This window comes from Arthrobacter sp. P4_H3, from assembly GCF_056400885.1.
On sequence record NZ_JBFUKK010000010.1, the window covers coordinates 83809 to 106499 of the forward strand.

At 67.6% G+C, this 22691-nt stretch carries 22 protein-coding genes; 12 read left to right on the forward strand and 10 right to left on the reverse strand.

The window, feature by feature from the left end; all coding sequences use genetic code 11:
- Window positions 1-184 precede the first annotated feature (184 nt).
- From AC1DRE_RS14835 to ybaK, 3 genes are read left to right on the forward strand one after another with little or no spacing between them, the layout of a single operon-like run.
- Entirely contained in the window at window positions 185-1096 is a 912-nt protein-coding gene (locus AC1DRE_RS14835; RefSeq protein WP_476985312.1) for a sulfurtransferase, read from the forward strand.
- A gap of 10 nt (window positions 1097-1106) precedes the next feature.
- The gene (locus AC1DRE_RS14840) at window positions 1107-1568 is read left to right on the forward strand and encodes a SufE family protein (protein WP_476985313.1); all 462 of its coding nucleotides are present in this window, start codon (window positions 1107-1109) and stop codon (window positions 1566-1568) included.
- Between the two features lie 19 nt (window positions 1569-1587).
- Entirely contained in the window at window positions 1588-2100 is a 513-nt protein-coding gene (gene ybaK / locus AC1DRE_RS14845) for a Cys-tRNA(Pro) deacylase (RefSeq protein ID WP_476985314.1), read from the forward strand.
- Here ybaK and AC1DRE_RS14850 read toward each other — a convergent pair.
- Window positions 2084-3367 (reverse strand): alpha/beta hydrolase family protein, encoded by a 1284-nt coding sequence (locus AC1DRE_RS14850; RefSeq protein ID WP_476985368.1) that lies wholly within the window; start codon window positions 3365-3367, stop codon window positions 2084-2086. The genes ybaK and AC1DRE_RS14850 overlap by 17 nt on opposite strands.
- A gap of 163 nt (window positions 3368-3530) precedes the next feature.
- Here AC1DRE_RS14850 and AC1DRE_RS14855 point away from each other — a divergent pair, with 163 nt between their 5' ends.
- The 9 genes from AC1DRE_RS14855 (at window position 3531) to AC1DRE_RS14895 (ending at window position 13826) form a co-directional block, all read left to right on the forward strand.
- Complete coding sequence (locus tag AC1DRE_RS14855) at window positions 3531-4022, forward strand: hypothetical protein (protein WP_104174929.1); 492 nt, start codon at window positions 3531-3533, stop codon at window positions 4020-4022.
- Between the two features lie 14 nt (window positions 4023-4036).
- Window positions 4037-4525 (forward strand): peptide-methionine (R)-S-oxide reductase MsrB, encoded by a 489-nt coding sequence (gene msrB, locus AC1DRE_RS14860; RefSeq protein WP_476985315.1) that lies wholly within the window; start codon window positions 4037-4039, stop codon window positions 4523-4525.
- 231 nt (window positions 4526-4756) lie between these two features.
- Complete coding sequence (locus AC1DRE_RS14865) at window positions 4757-6172, forward strand: DUF6421 family protein (protein ID WP_476985316.1); 1416 nt, start codon at window positions 4757-4759, stop codon at window positions 6170-6172.
- On the forward strand, window positions 6169-6894 hold the full coding sequence (locus tag AC1DRE_RS14870) for an SDR family oxidoreductase (protein WP_476985317.1): 726 nt from the start codon (window positions 6169-6171) through the stop codon (window positions 6892-6894). The genes AC1DRE_RS14865 and AC1DRE_RS14870 overlap by 4 nt, the downstream gene beginning before the upstream one ends.
- Window positions 6895-6931: 37 nt before the next feature.
- Window positions 6932-8020: a threonine aldolase family protein gene (locus AC1DRE_RS14875; RefSeq protein WP_476985369.1), complete on the forward strand. Its 1089-nt coding sequence runs from the start codon at window positions 6932-6934 to the stop codon at window positions 8018-8020.
- Window positions 8021-8081: 61 nt separating this feature from the next.
- Window positions 8082-8732: a DUF3000 domain-containing protein gene (locus AC1DRE_RS14880; protein WP_476985318.1), complete on the forward strand. Its 651-nt coding sequence runs from the start codon at window positions 8082-8084 to the stop codon at window positions 8730-8732.
- Between the two features lie 57 nt (window positions 8733-8789).
- The gene (locus AC1DRE_RS14885; RefSeq protein ID WP_476985319.1) at window positions 8790-10121 is read left to right on the forward strand and encodes an HRDC domain-containing protein; all 1332 of its coding nucleotides are present in this window, start codon (window positions 8790-8792) and stop codon (window positions 10119-10121) included.
- A gap of 271 nt (window positions 10122-10392) precedes the next feature.
- A complete protein-coding gene (locus tag AC1DRE_RS14890) occupies window positions 10393-11658 on the forward strand; it encodes a thiolase family protein (protein WP_476985370.1) in 1266 nt (421 codons plus the stop codon).
- Window positions 11655-13826 carry a 3-hydroxyacyl-CoA dehydrogenase NAD-binding domain-containing protein gene (locus tag AC1DRE_RS14895; RefSeq protein WP_476985320.1) on the forward strand — a complete coding sequence of 724 codons (2172 nt, stop codon included), beginning with the start codon at window positions 11655-11657 and terminating at the stop codon, window positions 13824-13826. Before AC1DRE_RS14890 ends, AC1DRE_RS14895 begins: the two co-directional genes overlap by 4 nt.
- A 95-nt stretch (window positions 13827-13921) precedes the next feature.
- Here AC1DRE_RS14895 and AC1DRE_RS14900 read toward each other — a convergent pair whose 3' ends face one another.
- The 9 genes from AC1DRE_RS14900 to dxs form a co-directional block, all read right to left on the reverse strand.
- Window positions 13922-15487, reverse strand: a complete 1566-nt coding sequence (locus tag AC1DRE_RS14900; RefSeq protein ID WP_476985321.1) for an ABC transporter ATP-binding protein — start codon at window positions 15485-15487, stop codon at window positions 13922-13924.
- The gene (locus AC1DRE_RS14905; RefSeq protein WP_476985322.1) at window positions 15484-16287 is read right to left on the reverse strand and encodes an energy-coupling factor transporter transmembrane component T; all 804 of its coding nucleotides are present in this window, start codon (window positions 16285-16287) and stop codon (window positions 15484-15486) included. The genes AC1DRE_RS14900 and AC1DRE_RS14905 overlap by 4 nt, the downstream gene beginning before the upstream one ends.
- Window positions 16288-16291: 4 nt before the next feature.
- A complete protein-coding gene (locus AC1DRE_RS14910; RefSeq protein ID WP_476985323.1) occupies window positions 16292-17113 on the reverse strand; it encodes an ECF transporter S component in 822 nt (273 codons plus the stop codon).
- Window positions 17114-17256: 143 nt separating this feature from the next.
- Window positions 17257-18288 (reverse strand): nucleoside hydrolase, encoded by a 1032-nt coding sequence (locus tag AC1DRE_RS14915; RefSeq protein ID WP_476985324.1) that lies wholly within the window; start codon window positions 18286-18288, stop codon window positions 17257-17259.
- On the reverse strand, window positions 18288-19265 hold the full coding sequence (locus AC1DRE_RS14920; RefSeq protein WP_476985325.1) for an aldo/keto reductase: 978 nt from the start codon (window positions 19263-19265) through the stop codon (window positions 18288-18290). Before AC1DRE_RS14920 ends, AC1DRE_RS14915 begins: the two co-directional genes overlap by 1 nt.
- 76 nt (window positions 19266-19341) lie before the next feature.
- Window positions 19342-19560 (reverse strand): helix-hairpin-helix domain-containing protein, encoded by a 219-nt coding sequence (locus tag AC1DRE_RS14925; RefSeq protein WP_104174943.1) that lies wholly within the window; start codon window positions 19558-19560, stop codon window positions 19342-19344.
- 34 nt (window positions 19561-19594) lie between these two features.
- On the reverse strand, window positions 19595-20155 hold the full coding sequence (locus tag AC1DRE_RS14930; RefSeq protein WP_476985326.1) for a hypothetical protein: 561 nt from the start codon (window positions 20153-20155) through the stop codon (window positions 19595-19597).
- Entirely contained in the window at window positions 20152-20712 is a 561-nt protein-coding gene (locus AC1DRE_RS14935; protein ID WP_476985327.1) for a DUF402 domain-containing protein, read from the reverse strand. Before AC1DRE_RS14935 ends, AC1DRE_RS14930 begins: the two co-directional genes overlap by 4 nt.
- Window positions 20709-22682, reverse strand: a complete 1974-nt coding sequence (gene dxs / locus AC1DRE_RS14940) for a 1-deoxy-D-xylulose-5-phosphate synthase (protein ID WP_476985328.1) — start codon at window positions 22680-22682, stop codon at window positions 20709-20711. The genes AC1DRE_RS14935 and dxs overlap by 4 nt, the downstream gene beginning before the upstream one ends.
- Between the last annotated feature and the right edge of the window lie 9 nt (window positions 22683-22691).

A 22691-nucleotide genomic window follows, 5' to 3' on the forward strand; every position in this document is an offset into this window, starting at 1 on the left:
GGATACCGGCAATGCGGCGCCGGCTTCATAGGGCGGACAGCCCACGTGACGAATGCCATATTTCCCTCTGTGAACGCAGGGGCGCAATACTTCCGGCCCGTGGCTAGTGTTGGAACTGGCCCGGCCGCAGCGACGCCTCCCGGCGGCATGGGTCCCCTGACCGTTTCAGTGAAAGGCCATCCCTATGTCCTACCCCGTTGAACAGAATGAAAAGTTCGCCGAGTACGCGAACCCGGAACGCCTTGTGTCCACCGAATGGCTCGCAGAGGCCATTGAAAACGGCGCCGTCGCCGACGGCAAACTCGTGGTGGTTGAGTCCGATGAAGATGTTCTGCTCTACGAAACCGGCCATATCCCGGGCGCCGTCAAGATCGATTGGCACACCGACCTGAACGACGAGGTCACCCGCGACTATGTTGACGGCAAGGCGTTTGCGGCCCTCGCGGCTGCCAAGGGCATCTCCCGTGACTCCACCGTGGTCATCTACGGCGACAAGTCCAACTGGTGGGCCGCCTACGCCCTGTGGGTTTTCACCCTCTTCGGCCACGAGGACGTCCGCCTGCTCGACGGCGGCCGGGACAAGTGGATCGCCGAAGGCCACAAGCTGACCACGGACGTCACTGTTCCCTCCCCCGCCGAATACCCCGAGGTGGAGCGTAACGATGCCCCGATCCGCGCTTTCAAGGAAGACGTGCTGGCGCACTTCGGCAAGCCGCTGATCGACGTCCGCTCCCCCGAGGAGTACACCGGCCAGCGCACCCACATGCCTGCCTACCCCGAGGAAGGCGCCCTGCGCGGCGGCCACATCCCCACGGCGGCCTCGATTCCCTGGGCCCGCGCGGCGGCCGGCGACGGAACGTACCGTAACCGGGGCGAACTCGAAGCCCTCTACCTCGGCGAAGCCGGCCTCACGGCGGGCGACGACGTTGTGGCGTACTGCCGCATCGGCGAGCGTTCCAGCCACACCTGGTTCGCCCTGAAGTACCTGCTGGGCTTCGACACCGTGCGTAACTATGACGGCTCGTGGACCGAGTGGGGCAACGCCGTCCGCGTGCCGATCGCCAAGGGCACCGAGCGCGGCACGGTACCGGCGTAAACTGGACTCGATGAGTAACCAAGCCCTTCCCGCCGCACTGGCGGAAATAGTTGACGACTTCCAGGCCCTTACCGAACCCGAGCGGCTGCAATTGCTGCTGGAGTTCTCGCAGGGGCTCCCTGAGCTTCCGGACCGGTTGAAGGACCATCCGGAACTGCTGGAGCAGGTCGTGGAGTGCCAGTCGCCCCTGTTCCTGACCATTGAGACGGAACGGCCGGATGCTGGTTCTCCGGAAAACTTTCGGCTGTTCTTCAAGGCGCCGCCGGAAGCCCCCACCACCCGCGGCTTCGCCGGTGTCCTGCATGAGGGACTCGACGGCCTGACGGCCTCCGAGATCCTGGCGGTGCCGGACGACATGCCCGAACTACTGGGGCTCACGCGTGCCATCACTCCCCTGCGCATGCGGGGAATGACGGCCATGCTGGGCCGGATCAAGCGCAAGGTCGCTGCCTCCGCCGCGCTGAAAGCCTGAGCCGCGGCCCAGGCACCCCATGGCGCGCAAACAGGTTTCCCAAGGAACGCCGGCTACAGCAGCACTCGCTGCAGCCGGCGTTCCTTTTGTACTGCATCCGTACGCCCACGACCCCTCGGCCACCAGCTACGGCATGGAGGCCGCCGAGGTCCTGGGCGTGGATCCGGCCAAGGTCTTCAAGACGCTCATGGTGGAGGTCGACGGCAGGCTCGCGGTGGGGATCGTCCCGGTCAATGGAAACCTTGACCTGAAAGCCATTGCCGCTGCGCTCGGCGGCAAGAAGGCCGCCATGGCGGATCCGGCCACGGCCCAGCGCAGGACCGGCTATGTGCTGGGCGGAATTTCCCCGCTGGGCCAGCGCCAGCCTTCCCCCACAGTCCTGGATGAGAGCGCCCTGGGCCAGGACAGCATCCTGGTCTCCGGCGGCCGGCGCGGCCTGGACATCGAACTGGGTCCGGACCACCTCGTGCGGCTCACCGGTGCAGTTACGGCCCGCATCGGGACCGGGCCGAAAGTTACTCCGGACCGTTAGCGGCAGGGCCGGCGGTTGTCCCCGGGGCGTCCGGTGCGTGGCGCGGTCCGGCGTCATCGCGCTCCCGGGAGCGGGAACCCGGATTGGCCCGCGGGGCCAGCTGCCGCCGCAGCCACGCGGTGACCAGGCCTTCCCAGCGCTCCGGATCGACGTTCCATTCCTTGGTGTGCCGGGCGTCCCGGAAGGTCTCGAAGGTGACCATCTCCGGGTTTTTCTCCGCAATGGTTGCTGACGGTCCGTAGGGGACGTATTCGTCGTCGACGCTGTGCAGGATCAGCGTGGGGGTCCTGAGTTCCACGGCCCGGGAGATCCAGTCCATCGACTTCAGGTCCACCGGCGCCGCCAGCCCGGTCAGGCGGCGGCCCAGCGGGTGGCTCATCATCAGCTGCCCGTAGCGTCCCACCGCGGACGGGATTCGGTTCAGCTGCGCATGGTGCGCCAGGACATTGACCCAGTCCACCACCGGTGCGTCCAGCACCATGGCCCGGATCCGCTGGTGGTGCCGGGAGAGGTCGGCCGTCTGCAAACAGATCGCGCCTCCCATGGACCACCCAAACAGCACTACTTCCTTTGCGCCGTTGGCGACGGCGAAGCTGATCGCTGCCTCGACGTCGCGCCATTCGGTGGAGCCCAGGCCGTAGCGCCCGTCAGGGGCCGACGGCGCCAGGCCGTCGTTGCGGTAGGAGATCACCAGGCTTGTCATGCCGAGCTCCTGAGCCGGCCGCAGGGCGCGCAGGCATTCCTGCCGGCTGGCGCCGCGGCCGTGGACCATGATGGCCCAGATGTCCGATGACGGAGCCCCTCGCACCAGCCAGGCCGGGGCGATCCCGCCTTCAACGTCGATCTGTACATCCTCGGCCGACAGTCCGATGGAAGCCGCATCCGGGTAGGCGGCGCCGCTCCAGTAGCCGCGGCGGGCGGTGGTGAGGTCGCCGGCATACACCGCTTCGACTTCGCGCAGGACCGTGCGTTCCGCAGGTGAATACGAAATGATCCTGCCGATCCGTGCGTGGCCGCGGCCGCCGTCGAAGAACAGCCCGTAGACGCCCTGCACGGTGGCGTCGTCTGTCGCGGCAAGGATGACCTGGAGGCCTCCCGCGGCACGGATGACAGCCAGTACTTCCTGGTTCTCGTCCCGGACCCGCACCGGAGTGATGACCCGCCGGGCAAAGTAGAGTGCGAGCGCCGAGGATCCGGCGCCCAGCAGGCCAGCGGCGGCACCTCCTGCGATGACGCCACCCAGGGCCCACTTGGCGCTCGAGGACATGCCGGCTTCAGGGGTGGAGGGGACCTTGCCCGTTGCCAGGGGCGGATTCGCTATGGTGGCCGGGCGCAGCCCCGGAATGGATGCCATGGATCCATTCTTACTGCTGCGGGCCCTCCCGGACGAAATCCGTGCGGGATGGTCAGGCCGGGACTAGGCTGAGGACATGAGCGATCCAATCGTCATTCTGACAGAAGAGCCGCTGGGTGCGGACGACCGCGTGAACATCGAACGACTGGTGGACGGGGGTGACGCGCCCCTGGTCGTGCTGGTGCCGGCCAACACCGAACGGCACCTCCTGGTCGACTTCCTCGAAAACCTGTCCCTGTTGGACGTCGCGAAGGCCTTCCGGGAGCTGACCTCGCATTCCCCGGACCCTGCGTCGGAACGGGCCGCCGCCGCCGAGACCCTGGCGGTGTCGCTCAACGCGCTGGCCGGGATCGGCAGCGGAGTTACCGGCGAAGTAGTGGACGGTGGCGCCGTCCAGGGCCTGGTGGCCAAGGTCAAGGAACTCGGGGCAGGCCAGGCTGTCGTTATTACCCGCCCGCACGCCATCGCGGACACGTTCCACACCGACTGGGCCAACAAGGCCCAGGACCAGCTGGGACTGCCCGTGCTGCACCTGTACGCAGGTTCGGGATTTATCGGGGACTCCTGAGCGTTATTGAAGCTATGAGCATCTTTAGCAACAGGCCAAAAGTCGCGCCCATCCCGTCCCCCGGCGCCGCACCCGGAACCGAAAACACCACTCCGCCGGTTGAAAAATCTGACGAGGAATGGCGCCGGGAGCTGACTCCGGAGGAGTACCGGGTGCTCCGCCAGGCCGGGACCGAGCGTCCCTACACGGGCGAGTACTGGGATACCCACACGGCGGGTGTCTACAACTGCCGCGCCTGCGGTGCGGAACTGTTCACCAGCAATGAAAAGTTCGATTCCCACTGTGGCTGGCCGTCATTCTGGGCCCCGCTTGCAGACGGCACCGTCCGCTACATCCATGACCGCACCATGGGCATGGACCGGGTGGAGGTCCGCTGCGCCAACTGCGATTCCCATCTGGGCCACGTGTTCGAGGGCGAGGGTTACGGCACCCCCACAGACCAGCGCTTCTGCATCAACTCCGTCTCGCTGAAGCTGGTTACGGCGGACGACTCCGCCAAGTAGTCCGTTCCGCCCCGGCGCCCGCGGTGGCCAGTTACGCAGCGGGCCACCGCCGGGCTCCCATCAAGCGAGCGCCGGGACAGGCAGCCACGCCCACCGCTATAGCTGGGGCAGGCTTGCTGAGCCACTTGCCCAAGACTTACTTATGCTCAGGCATATTTTGCATTAGAAGAACTGTTTGCTTGCTACGCTCGCCGTAGAAGCTCCAAGCAACCAGAAAGGCGATCGCCGACCATGACTACGACCGCTCTCACCGCACCCGGCCTGCTCACCGAAAACCACCCGGAGTGGGTACGGCTCAAGGCCGCCGCCACCGCCCTGCAGGCTCTCCAGACCCAGGACGGTTCGGTGCCCGACGCCGCTGACCATGCGGCCGCCGCCGGACACGTCGGCACCATCACCGCAGCGGTGGAGGCGCTTGCCCCCGAGTTCCCGCACGACGCCCGCTACCTTGAACTCCTCGTCCGCGACTTCGGCCGGTGGGCCGCCCGCGGCTTCGGCGTGCCGGATTTCCTGGATTCGCTGCTCGCCTTCCAGCCGCAGCAGCACCGGGTCAACGGGCTGCGGCACCTGGTGGTTTTCCCCATGTACACGCAGAACGGCAGCAGCAGCCGCCTTGTCGAGGCCGTCCTCATCGAGGTCATCTGGCCGGAGTTCATAGCCGGCCTCGAGGAGGGCGACTACTCCAATAAGCTGTTCGTTCCGATCCGGTTCCTGGACTTCACCCCGGGCTACAACACCAACTCGGCCGTGCTGTTCCCGGAAACCGTCGCGGTCCGGGAAACGCCCACCTTCACCTGGGGCGCCATCTTCGCGGACCGGGAGGCGGCCCGCTTCCGCCGGGTCCTCCGGGCGGCCGCCGACATCACCCGCCTGGAACTGCCGGCCGAAGCCGCGGAACTCCTCGAAAACCAGAAGCTCACCCAGGAAACCTTCGTGATGTGGGACCTCATCCACGACCGCACGCACATGCGCGGCGACCTGCCGTTCGATCCCTTCATGATCAAGCAGCGCATGCCCTTTTTCCTGTACTCCCTGGAGGAACTCCGCTGCGACCTGACAGCCTTCCGCGAATCCGTGAAGATCGAAAAGGACGAAGACGCCGATCCGGAAGCACGCCGGCACGCCAAGCTGGTCCAGTACGCCGTCATCTTCGACCGGATCTTCCGCTTCGCCATCACCGGCAGCCGGGTCCGCAACTATGACGGCCTCGGCGGACAGCTGCTGTTCGCCTGGATGCACCAGCACCGTGTCCTGCACTGGACCGACAGCAAGCTCAGCATCGACTGGGATGAGGCTGCGGACGTGGTGGTTGAGCTCGGCGCCCGGATCGAGGAGCTGTACTGGCGCTCGATCGACCGTCCCAAGGCGGCCCACTGGCTCGCGGCCTATGAGCTGATTTCCGGTACAGTCACACCCCACCCGGCCTCCGTCTGGGCCAAGGGGCCCGCTGCCCTCCCGCTGGACGGACCACCACGCGGCCTCACGGACCAGGTGCTCGACGACGAATTCCCGCTGTCCATGTTCTACGAGGCACTCGAAAAGAAGATGCGCCCGGTCATCGAATCCACGGCCGGCATCACCGGGACGTCGGACACCGGAACAGCGACGAACGACGGCGGCTCCACCCGGGCACTGAACGCCGGATGAGTGCCGGACGCCCATTGAACGTTGTGGTCACCGGCGGCAGCGGACCGTCCGGGATCGCCACGGCACGCGCATTGCGCGGAGCCGGCCATACGGTCTTCACTGTCGGTTCGGACGGCCCCCGGATCGGGGCCGCCGCTGCGGAAGCAGGTGACGGCGTCGTTCCGCTGACCTGCGACCTCGCCAGCCTGGCGAATGTCAGGGCACTGCACGCCACGATTTCCGGCAGTGCCGGAAGGGTCGACGGCGTCATACACCTTGTGGGCGGCTGGCGCGGCGCCAGCGGCATCACGGACCAGACTGACGAGGACTGGGACTTCCTGGAACGCGGCGCCATCACCACCCTGAGGAATGTGACGCGGGTGTTCTACGACGACCTCGCGGCCTCCGACACCGGCCGTTTTGCCATGGTTACCTCCACGGCAGTAGCCACCCCGACGGCGGCCGGCGCCAGCTACGTTGCGGCCAAGGCCGCCGCCGAAGCCTGGACCCTGGCGGTGGCCGAGGGCTTCAGCACGGAAACGCGCAGCAGCAGCGGCGAACAGCACAGCGCCGCGGTCATCTTTGTCGTCAGAGGCCTCGTGGACCCCGGGATGCGCGCCAAGTCCCCCGGCCGCAGCTTCCCCGGCTATACCGACGTTGCGGATCTGGCCGCCGCCGCCGTCGGACTCTTCACCGCCCCCGCGGCGGAACTGAACGGCCAGCGGCTGCTCCTTAGCCGTTGACCGCGGACATCCCTAGACTGAAAGCGTGACCAAAGCGATGACAACCACAGTTGAAACTGCCCCTGCCGCCACCGCGGCACGGCTCCACGACCCCGCCGTCCGGGGCTTCGCCTCCGACAACTACTCAGGCGTCCACCCCGAAGTCCTGGCGGCACTGGCAGCAGCAAACGAGGGGCACCAGGTCTCCTACGGCGAAGACGACTACACCGCCCGGCTGCAGGTTCTGATGGAAGGGCACTTCGGCGCAGGCATCGAATGCTTCCCGGTCTTCAACGGAACCGGAGCCAACGTGCTCTCCCTCCAGTCCCTGCTCCCCCGCTGGGGCGCGGTGATCTGCGCATCGACGGCGCACATCAACATGGACGAGAACGGAGCGCCCGAGCGGATCGGCGGCATCAAGCTGCTCCAGGTCCCCACCGCTGACGGCAAGCTCACTCCGGAGCTGATCGACAGGGAAGCCTGGGGGTGGGGCGACGAACACCGCGCCCAGCCCCTGGCCGTATCCATCACCCAGACCACCGAGCTTGGCACCTGCTACACACCCGAAGAGGTCCGCGCGATCGCCGACCACGTCCATGCCAAGGGCATGAAGCTCCACATGGACGGCGCCCGGCTGGCGAACGCAGCAGCCCACCTCGACGTGCCGCTGCGGGCGTTCACGCGCGACGCCGGTGTGGACATCCTCTCCTTCGGCGGCACCAAGAACGGGCTGCTGTTCGGCGAGGTGGTGGTGGCACTGAACCCGGAGGCCGCCCACGGCCTGGTGTACCTGCGCAAGATGAACATGCAGCTGGCCTCCAAAATGAGGTTCATGTCCGCCCAGTTCATCGCGCTGCTCGAGGGCGACCTGTGGCTGCGGTCAGCCAGGCACGCCAACGCGATGGCTGCCCGGCTGCGCGCTGCCGTGGACGCGATCGACGGCGTGGAGCCCACCCAGAAGACGGAATCCAACGGAGTGTTCGCCATCCTGCCCGAGGGCGTTGCGGACCGGTTGCGGGAATCCTTCCGCTTCTATGACTGGAACGAAGCCGCCCGGGAAGTGCGCTGGATGTGCTCGTTCGACACGAGCGAAGAGGACGTGGATTCGTTCGTCGCCGCCATCAAACGGGAGCTGGCGGCCGGTTGAGCGGGCGTCCGGGGCGGCGAGCCTGCCGGGATCGGCGCCACATCTTGCGTAACCTGCGAATGTGAACGCACTCGACCAGGTTCCCGCGGAGTTCCTTACCGCACTGGGATCCCTTCGAAAAGCACGATGCCGCAGTGAGCTGCACCTGGACGAGATCCCCGCGCCCTCAAGGCTGGCACCTTTTGCGGTGGCCCTTGGCGCTGAGGTCATCGGGCCTGTCCCGCACCCGGCACCGGCAGCAGTGCACGGGCCGGTGTCCGCGGCGCTCGTCCGCGCCGCCGGCACCGTTGACGATGACAACGAAGAACTCGCCACCGGCCGCTTCATCCTGCTCTACGACCCTGACGGATCAGCGGTGTGGGACGGGGAGTTCCGGATCGTGACCTACATCCGCGCCCAGCTGGAGCCGGAAATGGGAAACGACGAGATGCTCGGCTCGGTGGCGTGGACCTGGCTCGTCGAAGCGCTGGAGAACCACCGGGCACCCTACCGGGCGGCGGGCGGGACGGCCACCAGGGTCCTGTCCGAGAGCTTCGGCACCCTCTCGGACCGGCCCGGTTCGATCGACATCGAATTGCGGGCTTCCTGGACGCCCGCCGGACCGGATATCCGGTCCCACCTGGAAGCGTGGTCGGACATGGTCTGCACCTTCGCCGGACTGCCCCCGCTGCCGGAGGGCGTGACCGCCCTGCCCCGCAGGAGGCGCAACTGACCATGGCTGGCCACGGCGGGACGCCCTTCAGCGCGATGTCGGTAAACTGAAGGCATCATGACCCCTCAAAATCCGGAACACACCACAGCCGGCGTCCCGGCTGCTGACATTACTCCCCACATCACGGTGGAAGGCTTCGACAGCCTGGTCCCCGAGGTCATCGACCTCGATGCCCCCCGCGACGGAGTGCCGCTCGTAATTGAAACCCCTGCCGGCCTGGAACGCTGCGCAGCCGCCATCGCCGCCGGGACAGGTCCGGCCGGCGTCGACGCGGAACGTGCCTCCGGCTTCCGCTACGGACAGCGGGCCTTCCTGGTCCAGATCCGGCGCGAAGGCTCGGGAACCTGGCTCATCGATCCGGAACCCTTCGGGGACCTGCAGATCATCAACGATGCCCTGGACGGCGTGGAATGGATCCTGCACGCAGCGAGCCAGGACCTTCCGTGCCTTTCCGAGCTGGGCATGTGGCCGCACAAACTGTTCGATACAGAGCTGGCTGCCCGGCTGGCCGGGCTGCCGCGGGTAGGCCTCGCGGCCGTCATCGAGCAGCTGCTCGGCTTCGGACTCGCGAAGGAACATTCCGCTGCCGACTGGTCCACGCGCCCGCTGCCCGAGCCCTGGCTGCGGTATGCGGCCCTGGACGTCGAAGTCCTCACGGAACTGCGTGAGGAGCTCATCGAGCTGCTCCAGGCCGACGGAAAGCTTGAATACGCCGAACAGGAGTTCGCGGCCATCCTCGCGGCCGGGCTTGCGCCTCCCCGGGTGGATCCCTGGCGCAAGACGTCAGGGCTGCACCAGATCCGTGACCGCCGCCAGCTCGCCGCGGTCCGCGAACTGTGGACGGAACGCGATTCACTGGCCCGCAAGCGCGACGTTGCCCCGGGCCGGCTCATCCCGGACTCTTCGCTTGTGGCCGCCGCCAAGGCCATGCCCGCCACGGTGCCGCAGCTGCTGGGGACCAAGGGTTTCCACGGCCGGGCCGCGCAGCGGGAGGCACCCCGGTGGCTGCGGTGCATTGCCACCGCCCGGACCACGGAGGAACTGCCGCCGCTGCATCTGCCCACGAATGCGCCGCCACCACCGCGCGTCTGGGCCGACCGGGACCCGGCAGCTGCCGAACGGCTGTCGACTGCCAGGCCGCTGCTCCAGGACAAGGCCGATGAGCTGAACCTTCCCGTCGAGAACCTGCTCACGCCCGACTTCCTGCGGCGCGTGGCCTGGCGTCCGCCCGTGGAGCTCAGCGAGGAAGCAATCGCCGAAGAGCTCAGTGAACTCGGTGCCCGCCCGTGGCAGATCGACCTGACGGCGCCCCTGATCACCTCGGCGTTCCTCAATCCGCAGCCCCTGCCTCCGAAGGAACCCAAGGCCGCTCCCGCCGCCGGGAGTTAGCCGCGGGGCGTCAGGCCAGCTCGCCCTCATCGCATGAGTGTCAAGGGCGGGACAGGACGGCCGCAGGGGCCCTTGCCAGCTAAGTTACTCGCGAGTAACATTGGGATCAATGTCGCCCGGACCGCTGCTGCCACTGGCGTGCGTCCGGCATCAATGTCTCGATGAGGAGTATCACGTGAGCCAAGCACGCGGAAGCGGAAACCACAGCAGCGGAACAAACAGCGGAACCCAGAGCAGCGGAAACACCCGCACCGTCCGCGACGTCGTCTTCGTGGACGGTGTCCGCACGCCCTTCGGCCGTGCGGGTGAGAAGGGCATCTACGCCGGAACCCGCGCCGATGACCTGGTGGTCAAGTGCATCCGCGAACTGATGCGCCGCAATCCTTCCCTTCCCGCCGACCGCGTCGATGAAGTGGCAATTGCCGCCACCACCCAGACCGGCGACCAGGGCCTCACCATCGGCCGCACGGCGGCGCTGCTGGCAGGGCTCCCCCGTACCGTCCCGGGATTCGCCGTGGACCGGATGTGCGCCGGCGCAATGACCGCGGTGACAACCACCGCCAGCGGCATCGCCTTCGGGGCCTACGACGTCGTCATCGCCGGCGGAGTGGAACACATGGGCAACCACCCGATGGGCGAGGGCGCAGATCCCAACCCGCGGTTCATGTCCGAGCGTTTGGTGGATCCCGCAGCACTCAACATGGGCAATACCGCCGAAAACCTGCACGACCGCTTTCCGGCCATCACCAAGGACCGCACCGACGCCTACGCCGCAGCCTCGCAGGACAAGCTGGCAGCGGCCTACGGAAAGGGCCAGATCCAGCCGGACCTGGCGCCGGTGGCCACCATGAAACCTGGCCAGGGCTGGACGGTCAACACCGTGGACGAACCGCCCCGGCCGGGAACCTCCCTCGAGGACCTCGCCGCGCTGCGTACCCCCTTCCGGCCCCACGGCCGGGTCACCGCCGGCAACGCCGCCGGACTGAACGACGGCGCGACGGCGGCCCTGCTCGCCTCCGCCGACGCTGCAGCCGAGCTTGGCCTGCCGGTGAAGATGCGCCTGGTCAGCTATGCCTTTGCCGGCGTCGAGCCCGAAGTCATGGGCATCGGGCCGGTCCCCGCCACGGAAAAGGCGCTCAGGAACGCCGGCCTCGGCATCGGGGACATCGGGCTCTTCGAAATCAACGAGGCGTTCGCCGTCCAGGTGCTGAGCTTCCTGGACCACTTCGGCATTTCCGACGACGATCCCCGCGTCAACCGCTACGGCGGGGCGATCGCTGTGGGGCATCCGCTGGCCTCGTCCGGAGTGCGGCTGATGAACCAGCTGGCACGCCAGTTCGAAGAGGACCCCTCGGTCCGTTACGGCATGACCACCATGTGCATCGGCCTGGGCATGGGCGCCACCGTCATCTGGGAAAACCCGCGTCACTCGGAATACACAGGCTACAGCGGGGCCGTGTTCCCGGCGGACAATTCCACCGCCGAAACTGCCACCACAGAACCTGCCACCACAGAAACCGAAGGAGCCGCAGCATGAGCGCCGCAGATTTCCGCAAGCTTGCCGATCTCTTCCCCGACGAGACCGTCACCCATTCCTACGTCCAGGACATCCAGCTGCCCGCCGCAGGCGGGAAGCCCAGCGCCGGAACCTTCGCCCTGATCACCCTGGACAACGGCCTGGACCACTCCAAGCCCACCACGCTCGGTCCCAACACCCTCGTGGAGCTGGGCACCGTCCTCGAAGGCCTCAAGGACCGTGCAGCCCGCGGCGAAATCGTGGGCGTCGGCGTCACCGGCAAGCCGTACTTCCTGGTGGCCGGCGCGGATCTGTCCGCCGTGAAATCCCTCAACAACCGGGACCACGGTCTCTGGATGGCGCAACTCGGCCACGACGTCTACGCCACCCTGGCCAACCTCGGTGTTCCCAGCTTCGCATTCATCAACGGCGTCGCCCTCGGCGGCGGCCTCGAGATCGCCCTGCAGTCCACCTACCGCACGGTGTCGACCGGCGCAGGCGCGCTGGCCCTTCCTGAAGCCTTCATCGGCCTGGTGCCCGGCTGGGGCGGCGTCTACATCCTGCCCCGGCTGATCGGGCCGGAGAACGCCGTCAAGGTGATGATCGAAAATCCGCTCAGCAACAACCGCACGCTCACCGGCCCGCAGGCCTTCGGCCTGGGAATGGCCGACGCCATGTTTGAACCCGCCGACTTCGTGGAGCAGTCCCTCGCCTGGGCCGCCGGGGTCATCTCGGGCGACGTCGTACCGGAGCGGCCCAACGCCGTCGACCCCTCCGACGCGGCGGTTGCCGGCCGCTGGTCAGGCGCCGTGGCCGCCGGGCGGGCCTTTGTGGAGTCCAAGACGTCCAATGCCTCCCCCGCTCCGGCCAAGGTGCTGGACATCCTAGCGGCCAACAGGATCATGAGCCAGGCTGACTCGGCGGCGCTGGAATGCGAAACGCTGGCCGGCCTCATGCAGACCGATGAGTTCCGCTCCACCGTTTACGCGTTCCTGGACCTTGTGCAGAAGCGCACCAAGCGTCCAGCCGGCGCTCCGGACCGCAAGCTGGCCCGCCCCGTGACCAAAGTGGGGGTGGTCGGTGCAGGCCTGATGGCGGGCCAGCTGGCCCTGCTGTTCGCCCGGCAACTCAAGGTGCCGGTGGTCATGACGGACATCGACCAGGCCCGCGTGGACAAGGGTGTGGGCTACGTCCACGCGGAAGTGGACAAGCTGCTGGCAAAAAAGCGCATCAGCCCCGATGCCGCCAACCGCACCAGGGCCCTGGTGACCGGTTCGGTTTCCAAGGAGGCGTTTGCCGACGCCGACTTCGTCATCGAGGCGGTGTTTGAAGAGCTGAACGTCAAGAAGCAGGTGTTCGCCGAGGTTGAGGCGATCGTCTCGCCCGAGTGCATCCTGGCCACCAACACGTCGTCGCTTTCAGTGACGGCCATGGCGGCGGACCTTGTCCACCCCGAACGGCTGGTCGGATTCCACTTCTTCAACCCGGTGGCTCTGATGCCGCTGCTGGAGATCGTCCGCGCGCCCAAGACTGACGACGCCGTACTGGCCACCGCGTTTGAGCTCGCCAAAGGACTCAAGAAGTCCGCCGTTTTGGTCAAGGACGCCGCCGCGTTTGTGGTCAACCGCCTCCTGCTACGGCTCATGGGCGAAGTGACGGCCGCGTTCGATGAGGGAACTCCGGCCGAGGTCGCGGACAACGCGCTGCGGCCCATGGGCCTGCCCATGACGCCGTTCACGCTGGGTGCGATGGTGGGCCTGCCGGTGGCGCAGCACGTCCAGGAATCCCTGCACGCCGCGTTCGGGGACCGGTTCACGGTCTCACAGAACCTGCAGAAGCTGATCGACAACGGCGTCAAGTCCCTGTGGGCGCCGGAGACGGGCCCGGACGGCAAGCCGTTCATTCCGGCCGAAACACTGGCGCTGCTCTCCTTCGGCACGTCCCCGTCCACGGGCGAGGAGGTCCTTCGCCGCACGCAGGACGCGCTGGCCGAAGAGATCGGGCTCATGCTGGACGAGGGCGTGGTGGCCGGGCCGGAGGACATCGATCTGTGCATGATCCTCGGCGCCGGCTGGCCGATGTTCCTGGGCGGCATCACCCCGTACCTGGACCGCGTGGGCGCCTCGGAACGCGTCAACGGCAAGCGGTTCCTGGCACCGGGCGTCGCCTCCGCGGCGGTGGCGGCCTAGCAGGACACCACCCAACCAACCGGCGCCGCCGCCCGCACTGTCTCCGGTGCGGGCGGCGGCGCCGTTGTGCTGTCCCGCGGGCCACCGCACCGGCATCATTCTTCCCGCAGCGTCCCGTCCCTCAGCTCCAGGATGCGGTGGGCGGTGGCCCGGGCGTAGGCGAGCTCGTGCGTCACGATGACGACGGCAGCGCCCCGCAGCGCGGCCGCGCCGATGACCTGGTCGAGGCGTTCGAGGCCGTGCCGGTCGAGCCCCACGGTGGGTTCGTCCAGCGCGAGGAGCGTCGGTTCCCGGGCCAGGACCGTGGCGAGGGCCAGGAGCCGCTGCCGGGACGCGGGAAGTTCATGCGGATGGATCTCCAGCTGGTCCCCGAGTCCGACGGCGGCCAGCGCCACCAGCGCCTTGGTGGGCGCTTCCGGCCCGTACCTCCGGTCCAGGCCGAAGAGCACTTCGCGCAGGACCGTCCGCTCGAACAGCTGGTCGCGCGGGTGCTGGAAGAGCAGGCCCACCCGGTCCGCCACTTTTCCGGTGGGAATGCCGGCGATGTCCGCGCCCCCGATCCGGACGGACCCCCGGTCGGGACGATGCAGGCCGTTGAAATGCCGCAGCAGCGTGGACTTCCCGGCTCCGTTCGGGCCCGTCACAGCCACGATCTGTCCCGCCCGTACGGCCAGGCTCAGGTCGGCCAGGATACCGGGACCTTTTCCGCGCCGTCCGCCGGGGAAACCGAAAGCGATGCCCTCCAGCTCCAGAACGGGAGGGGTAGCGGTCCCTGCACAGTGATCATGTTCAGTCCGACGACGGTGGGCGGCCGTGGGCGGGTCAGCAGCCCGGCGGACAGGGGTGAATCCACCGCCCGTCCGGGCGGGCATCACGACGCCGGATTGCAGCAGCCAGGGGCTGCCCGCAAGCTCGCCGGGCATGCCGCGGGCGGTGACCGTCCCGCCGTCGAGCACCAGCCATTGGGTTGCTTCGAGGGCCAGCTCATCCACGGACTGGCCCAGGACGATCACGGCCGTTCCGGAGCCGGTCAAACTGCGGACCAGTGAGCGGACCGACGCCGCGCCGGCTTCATCCAGCGAACCGAGCGGTTCATCCAGCACCAGCACACCGGGGCGCGTAATGGCGGCACACGCCACCGCCAGGCGCCGCAGTTCGCCGCCGGAGAGGGTGGCGGGATCGCGTTCCAGCAAGGCGGCCAGTCCCGCTGCGTCGGCGGCGTGCATAACGGCCTCGTGCATCAGGCGCCGGTCCATGCCGCGGTTCTCGAGGCCGAACGCCAGCTCCTCGGCGACGGTGGACCCCACCGTGGACAACAGGGCGGCCGCATCCTGCGGAACGTAGCCCACGTGTTCGGACCACAGGGAAGGATTAATGCGTGGATCGTCCGGGCCGCCGTGAAAGACGATAGGAGCGCTGTCCCCTTCCACAGAGCCTGCCGTGGTGCCCAGCTGGAGGCTGCCCCGGAACCGGCCGGAGTGTCCGCCGGACAGCCAGCCGGCCAGCAGCCTGCCGAGGGTGGACTTGCCGCTGCCGGAGCCGCCGAGCACGGCAGTAAGCGTGCCCGGCACTGCGTCAACCGCCAGGTCCCGCAGGACGGACGCGTCCTCCCCGTGGTAGCTGAAGTCCGAAATCCGCGCCCGCAGCAATGGCGGCCTCATCCGGGCACTCCCCCGGTCCCCTGCATCCCGGTCCACTGCAGGCTGGGCCACTGCATGTCAGGCCACTGTCCGGAGATCCGCAGCGCCACCGCGGCGAGGGCCAGCAGCAGGACGACGGCGCGGAAGGCCCGCTGGGCGGCGGTGTCCGGCACGTCCCGGTAGCTGGTCCGGGCCGCAGCGCCGTTGAAGCCGCGGGAATCAAGGGCCTGGGCCCGGTCGCCGGCCTCCTGGATGAGCGAAAGGACCAGCGGCACCATTTGCAGCCGGGCTGCCGCCAGCCTGGACAGCGGTCCGCCCCGGACTACCAGTCCCCGTGATTCCTGGGCCTGCCGGATGCGGGCCAGCCGCCCGGAGATGGCCGGCGCCAGTGTGAGGGTGGATGCCAGCACGTAGCCGAACTGCGGCGGCAGGCGGCGTGCTGACATCACCGCCACCAGATCGGGTACACGGACGGTGAACGAAAAGAGCAGGAACACCACAACGTACGCTGCCGTCCGGGTGCCCATGTCCAGCGCGAAGCCAAGCCCTTCCGTCGTCACGCGCGCCGCGCCCCATTCCGCCAGCACCGTCCGGCCTTCGGGAAAGAACAGCCCGTGCATGATCAACAGGGACAGCCAGAACGGTGCCAGGATCACGGCCGCGGCCGGCGCCAGGCGGCCGCCCACTCCGGCACGCAGCGCCAGCACCACGCACCCAAGGATCACGGCGACGGACACGGCCCAGCTGGACGCCGCCGTCGTGATCGCCGCGGTGGCTGCTGCCGCCGCCAAGGCGGTGAGGGGGTTCAGGCGTGCCGGCACGGAATCAGGCGCCCGGCGTTTCCTGCTTCTTGCCTGCGAGGACGTTGAACCGCCGCACAAAGGCGAACTGCAGCGTGGTCCTCCGCGGCAGCGCGTACACCAGCAGCGCGACGACGGTGAACACAATGGCCTTGTCCATAGGATCGGAAATCAGCGCCTGCTTGGTGATCGCTGCAAGGAGCGTGTCGCCCATGGCCCGAAAGGCACCGACAATCGCGCCGGTCCCGGCGCCGGACGTGCCGCCGAAGACGAAGGCCGCGATGGGCGCGGAGACGACGCCGGCCACGATACCCGTCACGAAACCGGCCACCGGGGCCAGATAGAAGCGGCGGAAAAGTCCGTGGCGGGCGGCCAGCCCCGCCAGGAAGCCGATGAGCGCCGCCCCGGCGGCGAAGGGCAGCACGGTGGGGTTGATGAAGGACCAGACGATGCTGCTGAGGGCGCCCGTTGCGGCGCCCGCGGCCGGGCCGGCCAGGACGGCGATGAGCACCGTGCCGATCGCATCGAAGTAGAAGGGCAGACCGGTGGACCCCATGATTTGTCCCAGGGCGATGTTGAGGACCAGTGCCACCGGAATCAGCACCAGGGTGGACGTGGGAAGGGTTGGCAGCACTCCGATGATCAGGAGGATTGCCCCCAGCAGGAACCCGCCCAGGGCCACCAGCGTGGACCCGCTGGCCAGCCCGTTGGTGATGTCCGCGGGCTGCGTCAGGACAAGGAAGATGAAGGTGGCCGCAATGGACACCGCGCCGAGCACCTCAAGCAGGCGACGGATGCGGACCGCCCGCTGTCCGGGCGCGGGCAGGATCAGGGACTGCTGTGACATGGTTGTTCCTTTGGCTGTGGGCTGCGCTCCGCGGGTACACCGGTACCGGGATCGGCAAACGTGCGCCTATGTCACCTCGGCGCAGCTACCATCTTAGCGGCCGCCGTGCGCGGGCACTTCCTGCTTCGCGGGCCCGTCGGGGCCTATCCGGAGCCGAGCCGCCGGGCCAATGCGCCCACCGAACCGATGAGCTCGTCAAAGCACTGCTGCGGGTTGTTGGACGTCACGATCCGGGCGTTCGGCGGCAGCCCCCACAATCCCCGGTAGTCGGCCACGGTGGTGCCCATCAGGAGCGGTGACCGGGTTTCGACGTCCACCGTCGCCAGCTCCGTGGTGGTTGCCGTCCGCCCCACGGCCACACAGGCGGCGAAGGCGTCGTGCATGTGTGCCACGAAGCCCTGGTCATAGAGGCGGTGGAACTCCATGTAGAAGCGGATGGCATCGGACAGGCAGGCCACCAGGGGGTTGCCGGACCGGCTGCGGAGGCCCTCCGGCTGGTCGGGGAGGACGAGTTCCGGCTGGTCGGTGCCCGCGGCCTCCCCCAGTCTCTGCAGGTGTTCGGGCCGCATCTCGATCAGCTCGGTGGTCTCCAGCGCGCACACCACGGGCAGTTTGTCTTCGGGGAGGCCCCGGTAGGCTGCAAACACCTCCTTCGCGGCATGCGGGTCGACGGAGACGTTCCATTCCGCCGTCGGCGTGGTGTTGCCCTGGTAATAGAAGCTGCCGCCCATGATGACGAGGCCCTTGAGCAGGCGCGGCAGGTCCGGTTCCCGGCGCAGGGCGAGGGCGAAGTTGGTCAGCGGGCCTGTGATCAGGCCGGTGATTTCGCCGGGGTGCTTCCGCACCTCGTCAACCCACACGTCCACGGCATGCCGCGTTGAGATCGCGCCGGCCGGCGGCGGAAGTTCCGCGTAGCCGATCCCCTGCGGGCCGTGGGTTTCCTCCGTGGTGACCAGCGGGATCTCCAGCGGCACCTCTGCGCCGATGGCCACCTCGACCCCCGGTTTGCCGCACAGCTCAAGCAGGGCCAGGTTGTTCAGTGCCACCTGCCGTGCGCCAACATTTCCGGCGGTGCAGGTGATGGCCTGCAACCGGACGTCGGGGCGGGACAGCAGGTAAACCAGGGCCAGTGCGTCGTCGATCCCGGTGTCGACGTCCATCAGGACCGATTGCATCAGAAGAGCGCAACCTTGGGCGTGCGGGGGAAGATCTCATCCAACTGGGCACGTTCGTCGGCAGTGGGCACCCAGGCCACAGCAGCGGCGTTCTCGCGGACCTGCTCCGGCCTCGTGGCACCGGCGATCACGCTGCTCACGGACGGCTGTGCCGCCAGCCAGGAAAACGCCACCTGGATCTCGCTGAGGTTGCGCTCTGCGGCGAACGCACTGAACTTCTCCAGCTGGTCCCAGTCGGCGTCGTGGACAAGGTTGGTGCGGGTATGGCTGAGCCGGGAGCCTTCCGGTGCCTTGCCCGGCGCGTACTTGCCGGTCAGCAGGCCGTTGGCCAGCGGGAAGTAGGGCAGCACGCCCAGGCCGTAGGCCTCCGCGGCCGGAGTGATTTCCAGCTCGGCGCGCCGGTCCAGCAGGTTGTAGTGGTTCTGCGTCGAAATGAAGCGGGAACCGCCGCGGGCGCGGGCCACGAATTCGGCCTCGGCGATCTGCCACCCGGCCCGGTTGGAGTGCCCGATGTAGCGGACCTTGCCGCTCGTGACGAGGTCGTCCAGGGCGGCCAGGGTCTCGTCGATGGGCGTCAGCGGGTCCGGGGTGTGGAACTGGTAGAGATCGATCCAGTCCGTCCCCAGCCGGCGCAGCGACGCCTCTGCCGCTTTGACGATGTAGCGGCGGGAGCCGCGGGCACCGAAGTCGTTGCCGTTGGCTCCGCGCATGTCCATGCCGAATTTCGTGGCAACGACGGCGTCCTCCCGCCTGCCGGCGAGGGCCCTGCCCAGCATTGTTTCGCTCAGTCCGGGCTCGCGGCCGTAGGTGTCCGCGACGTCAAAGAGGGTAATACCCGCGTCCAGGGCGGCATGGACGACGGCGTCGGTCCCCTCCTGCGACTCCGTCACCGTATTGGCCCGGCCAAGGTTGTTGCAGCCAAGGCCCACAACAGAGACGGTCAATCCGGAATTTCCAAGGCGGCGGTGTTCAGTCATGAAATCAGCCTATAACGGCCGCACGGACAGACCGGACGCTGCCGGTTGCCGGCAGCGGGAGGGGTACGGCTCCCGGTCAGGCGGCCGGGAACTCGAGTCCGTGCTCGTCCATGGCATCCTCAAGCTGGGCCATGGTTTTGACGCCCATTCCGTGCAACTTCGAAAGTTCCCGCTTACCGAACTGGACCACCTGTTCCAGGGTTTCCAGTCCGGCGTGGGCCATGGCCCGGCGGGCAGGCGCGCCGATTCCGTGGGGAATCGGGGTATGGCCTGGTTGAACGGATTTACGCGTCATTACGGATGCCTCCCAGAAAGTCGGTTGCCCCCTCTTAGAGGGTAAAGCCCGAAGCCGGTTTCGGCGAGTGCTTGAGCTTAAACGCCTCCGGATCGCCGAACGGCGCCGCCCCGATGCTGAGCTTCGTGAAGTCCAGGTCCTCGCCCCGGATGCACACCTTGATGGCGTTGACGGCTTTGTTGACGTCCGGGCACAGGCAGAAGATGTTGAGTTTGGCGTCGCCAAACTCTGACCGCTCCACGGTGCCGAGGCCGCGCCAGGCGAGGTGGCTGATGAGCGCGTCCTTCGCCTTTTCCTCGAGGTAGCGGTCGCGGTCCGTGCCGTCCTTGGTTTTCAACGCGTACTGGGCAACCACCCAGAACTGGTCTTCCTCGGCGATCTCGGCGTAGCCGTCCTCTGCGCACTGCACGGCGAAGGCGTCCATGAGGCCTTCCGCCGCTGCGGCATCGGCAACATCCGTTTCGTCCGTCTTGCTCTGGTGCCCCACCACGCCGTGATTCATCACGAACTGGCTGTAGTCCTCATCGAACCAGGCTTCCCGGAACTGGAGAACCCCTTCGTCGTCGCGTTTGTAGACCCTGATAATTCCGCTCATGCCCGTCCTCTCCTGAACCACTCGGCGTCTGTGCCGTCGAACGGTGCGTGCTGTGCCTTGACGGCCTGATAAAGCTGTTCTGTCTCCTGGAGCATGCGGTCCACGATGTCCGGCGGATACTCCATGCTCACCTGGTGTTCGGCGAATTCGTCTTCGTCGTCGATGTACACGCCCCGGGTTACGGACCGGATCACGTCGAGGTCCATGTCGACCACATGGAACTCGAATGTCCCGGGCCTGATGCCGTTCCAGCCGTGACCGACGGCGAGGTCCACGTACACGCGGAAGTCCCCGGGGTAGGTGTCGTCGTAAAACGTGGCCACATAGTCGCCGGTGCGGGGAACGAGCAGCACGGCATCGGAACTGGCGTGGAAGGCGGCACCGGGCCGTGAGATGAACGAACCCTTGGGCTGGAAGATCCACCAGCCGTGCTCGTCTTGACCGAGATAGTTGCCCGGGACCACCCAGTGGGCGCCGCCGTTCCATTTGCGGTTCCGCGCCACCACCAGGTCTCCCGGTTTGAGGCTCTCGGGAGGTGTGGCCTCGTGCGGGATCACAGTTTCGGCAGGCTGCCCGTAGTCGGATGCTCCTGGCCCGGCAGGGGACGCGCGAATGGCACCTTGGTCCCCAGGACCTGGGCGACGACGTCGTGCGTGATCTGGCGTGCCGTCAAACCGACGCGTTCCAGCACCTGGGTCCGGGTGCCGTGGTCCAGGAACTCCACCGGCAGCCCCACTTCGTTCAGGGCGGTGTCCACACCGGCGGCGCGCATTTCCTGGCGGATGCGTGATCCCACGCCGCCGGCACGGACGCCGTCTTCGATGCAGATGACCAAGCGGTGGCGGGCAGCCAGCGCGATGATGGATTTCCGGACCGGCAGCAGCCAGCGCGGGTCCACCACGGTGGAGCTGATCCCCTGGGCACCGAGGCGGTTGGAGACGTCCAGGGCGAGTTCGGACATGGCGCCCACGCTCACGATCAGCACGTCGTTTTCGCTGGAGCCTGCAGGACGCCGGGCCAACACATCCACGCCGTCGCTGAGGCGCTCGAGGGCTTCCACTTCGGCGCCCACGTTTCCCTTGGAATACCGGACAACGCTGGGGGCGTCCCTGATGGCCACGGCTTCGCGGAGTTCTTCACGGAGCCGTGTGGCGTCGCGGGGCGCGGCCAGGTGGAGGCCCGGAACGATCTGCACCATGGCCATGTCCCACATGCCGTGGTGGCTGGCGCCGTCCGGTCCTGTGACGCCGGCACGGTCCAACACGATGGTGACGCCGGCCCGGTGCAGCGCAACGTCCATCAGCAATTGGTCGAAGGCGCGGTTCAGGAAGGTGGCGTAGACGGCAACCACAGGGTGGAGCCCGCCGAAGGCCATACCGGCGGCGGAGGTCAGCGCGTGCTGCTCGGCAATGCCGACGTCGAAGACGCGTTCCGGGTGCCGTGCCGCAAATTTGTGCAGGCCCACCGGAATGAGCATGGCACCGGTGATGCCCACGATGTCCTTGCGCTCATCGGCGATGGCTGCGATCTCGTCGGCGAAGACCGACGTCCAGGACTGGGCCCCGCCGGCTTCGGTGGGCACGCCGGTTTCGGGATCGATGATGCCCACGGCGTGGAACTGGTCAGCCTCGTGGGCGCGCGCGGGCGCGTAACCGTGGCCCTTTTCGGTCATCGCGTGCACGATGACCGGACCGGCGTAATTCCTGGCAGTGGAGAGCGCGTGCTCCATGGCTTGGAGGTTGTGGCCGTCGACGGGGCCGATGTACTTCATGCCAAGGTCCTCGAACATGCCCTGAGGGGCCCACCAGTCCTTGATGCCCTTCTTCATGGCATGCAGGCTGCGGTAGGTGAACTGGCCCACCGGTCCACCGTTTTGCAGCTTCCGCTTCCACCAGTCGAGGGTTCCCTCGTAGGCCGGGGCTGCGCGGAAGGAATCGATGGTGGGACGCAGTGATGCGAGGTAGTCTGCAAAGCCGCCGACGGTGGGTGCATAGGACCGGCCGTTGTCATTGACCACGATGACCACGCGCCGGCGCTTGTCCGCGGCGATGTTGTTGATCGCTTCCCAGGCCATGCCGCCGGTCAGGGCGCCGTCGCCCACCACGGCAATCACATAGCGGTCGCCGTCGCCGGTCAGCTGCCGGGCGCGGGAGATGCCGTCGGCCCAGGACAGCGAGGAGGACGCGTGGGAGCTTTCCACGATGTCGTGCTCGGACTCGGCCCGGTCCGGGTAACCGGACATTCCGCCTTCCTGGCGGAGGGTGCTGAAGTCCTGGCGTCCGGTCAGGAGTTTGTGGACATACGACTGGTGTCCGGTATCAAAGACGATGCTGTCGCGGGGGGAGTCAAAAATACGGTGTACGGCGATGGTCAGTTCCACGACGCCGAGGTTCGGTCCGAGGTGGCCACCCGTCTGCGACACGTTGCCGATCAGGAAACTCCTGACCTCCGTAGCCAGCTGGGACAGCTGTTCTTCGGTCAACTTGCTCAGGTCCTGCGGATTCCGGATGGTGTCCAAAATTCCCAACGGGGCCTC

What these genes read in the sequence shown, in the direction of transcription:
- AC1DRE_RS14835 (WP_476985312.1), top strand. Translation starts at nt 185, where the DNA reads ATGTCCTACCCCGTTGAACAGAATGAAAAGTTCGCCGAGTACGCGAAC.
- AC1DRE_RS14840 (WP_476985313.1), top strand. Translation starts at nt 1,107, where the DNA reads ATGAGTAACCAAGCCCTTCCCGCCGCACTGGCGGAAATAGTTGACGAC.
- ybaK (WP_476985314.1), top strand. Translation starts at nt 1,588, where the DNA reads ATGGCGCGCAAACAGGTTTCCCAAGGAACGCCGGCTACAGCAGCACTC.
- AC1DRE_RS14850 (WP_476985368.1), bottom strand. Translation starts at nt 3,367, where the DNA reads ATGTCCTCGAGCGCCAAGTGGGCCCTGGGTGGCGTCATCGCAGGAGGT.
- AC1DRE_RS14855 (WP_104174929.1), top strand. Translation starts at nt 3,531, where the DNA reads ATGAGCGATCCAATCGTCATTCTGACAGAAGAGCCGCTGGGTGCGGAC.
- msrB (WP_476985315.1), top strand. Translation starts at nt 4,037, where the DNA reads ATGAGCATCTTTAGCAACAGGCCAAAAGTCGCGCCCATCCCGTCCCCC.
- AC1DRE_RS14865 (WP_476985316.1), top strand. Translation starts at nt 4,757, where the DNA reads ATGACTACGACCGCTCTCACCGCACCCGGCCTGCTCACCGAAAACCAC.
- AC1DRE_RS14870 (WP_476985317.1), top strand. Translation starts at nt 6,169, where the DNA reads ATGAGTGCCGGACGCCCATTGAACGTTGTGGTCACCGGCGGCAGCGGA.
- AC1DRE_RS14875 (WP_476985369.1), top strand. Translation starts at nt 6,932, where the DNA reads ATGACAACCACAGTTGAAACTGCCCCTGCCGCCACCGCGGCACGGCTC.
- AC1DRE_RS14885 (WP_476985319.1), top strand. Translation starts at nt 8,790, where the DNA reads ATGACCCCTCAAAATCCGGAACACACCACAGCCGGCGTCCCGGCTGCT.
- AC1DRE_RS14895 (WP_476985320.1), top strand. Translation starts at nt 11,655, where the DNA reads ATGAGCGCCGCAGATTTCCGCAAGCTTGCCGATCTCTTCCCCGACGAG.
- AC1DRE_RS14900 (WP_476985321.1), bottom strand. Translation starts at nt 15,487, where the DNA reads ATGAGGCCGCCATTGCTGCGGGCGCGGATTTCGGACTTCAGCTACCAC.
- AC1DRE_RS14910 (WP_476985323.1), bottom strand. Translation starts at nt 17,113, where the DNA reads ATGTCACAGCAGTCCCTGATCCTGCCCGCGCCCGGACAGCGGGCGGTC.
- AC1DRE_RS14915 (WP_476985324.1), bottom strand. Translation starts at nt 18,288, where the DNA reads ATGCAATCGGTCCTGATGGACGTCGACACCGGGATCGACGACGCACTG.
- AC1DRE_RS14920 (WP_476985325.1), bottom strand. Translation starts at nt 19,265, where the DNA reads ATGACTGAACACCGCCGCCTTGGAAATTCCGGATTGACCGTCTCTGTT.
- AC1DRE_RS14925 (WP_104174943.1), bottom strand. Translation starts at nt 19,560, where the DNA reads ATGACGCGTAAATCCGTTCAACCAGGCCATACCCCGATTCCCCACGGA.
- AC1DRE_RS14930 (WP_476985326.1), bottom strand. Translation starts at nt 20,155, where the DNA reads ATGAGCGGAATTATCAGGGTCTACAAACGCGACGACGAAGGGGTTCTC.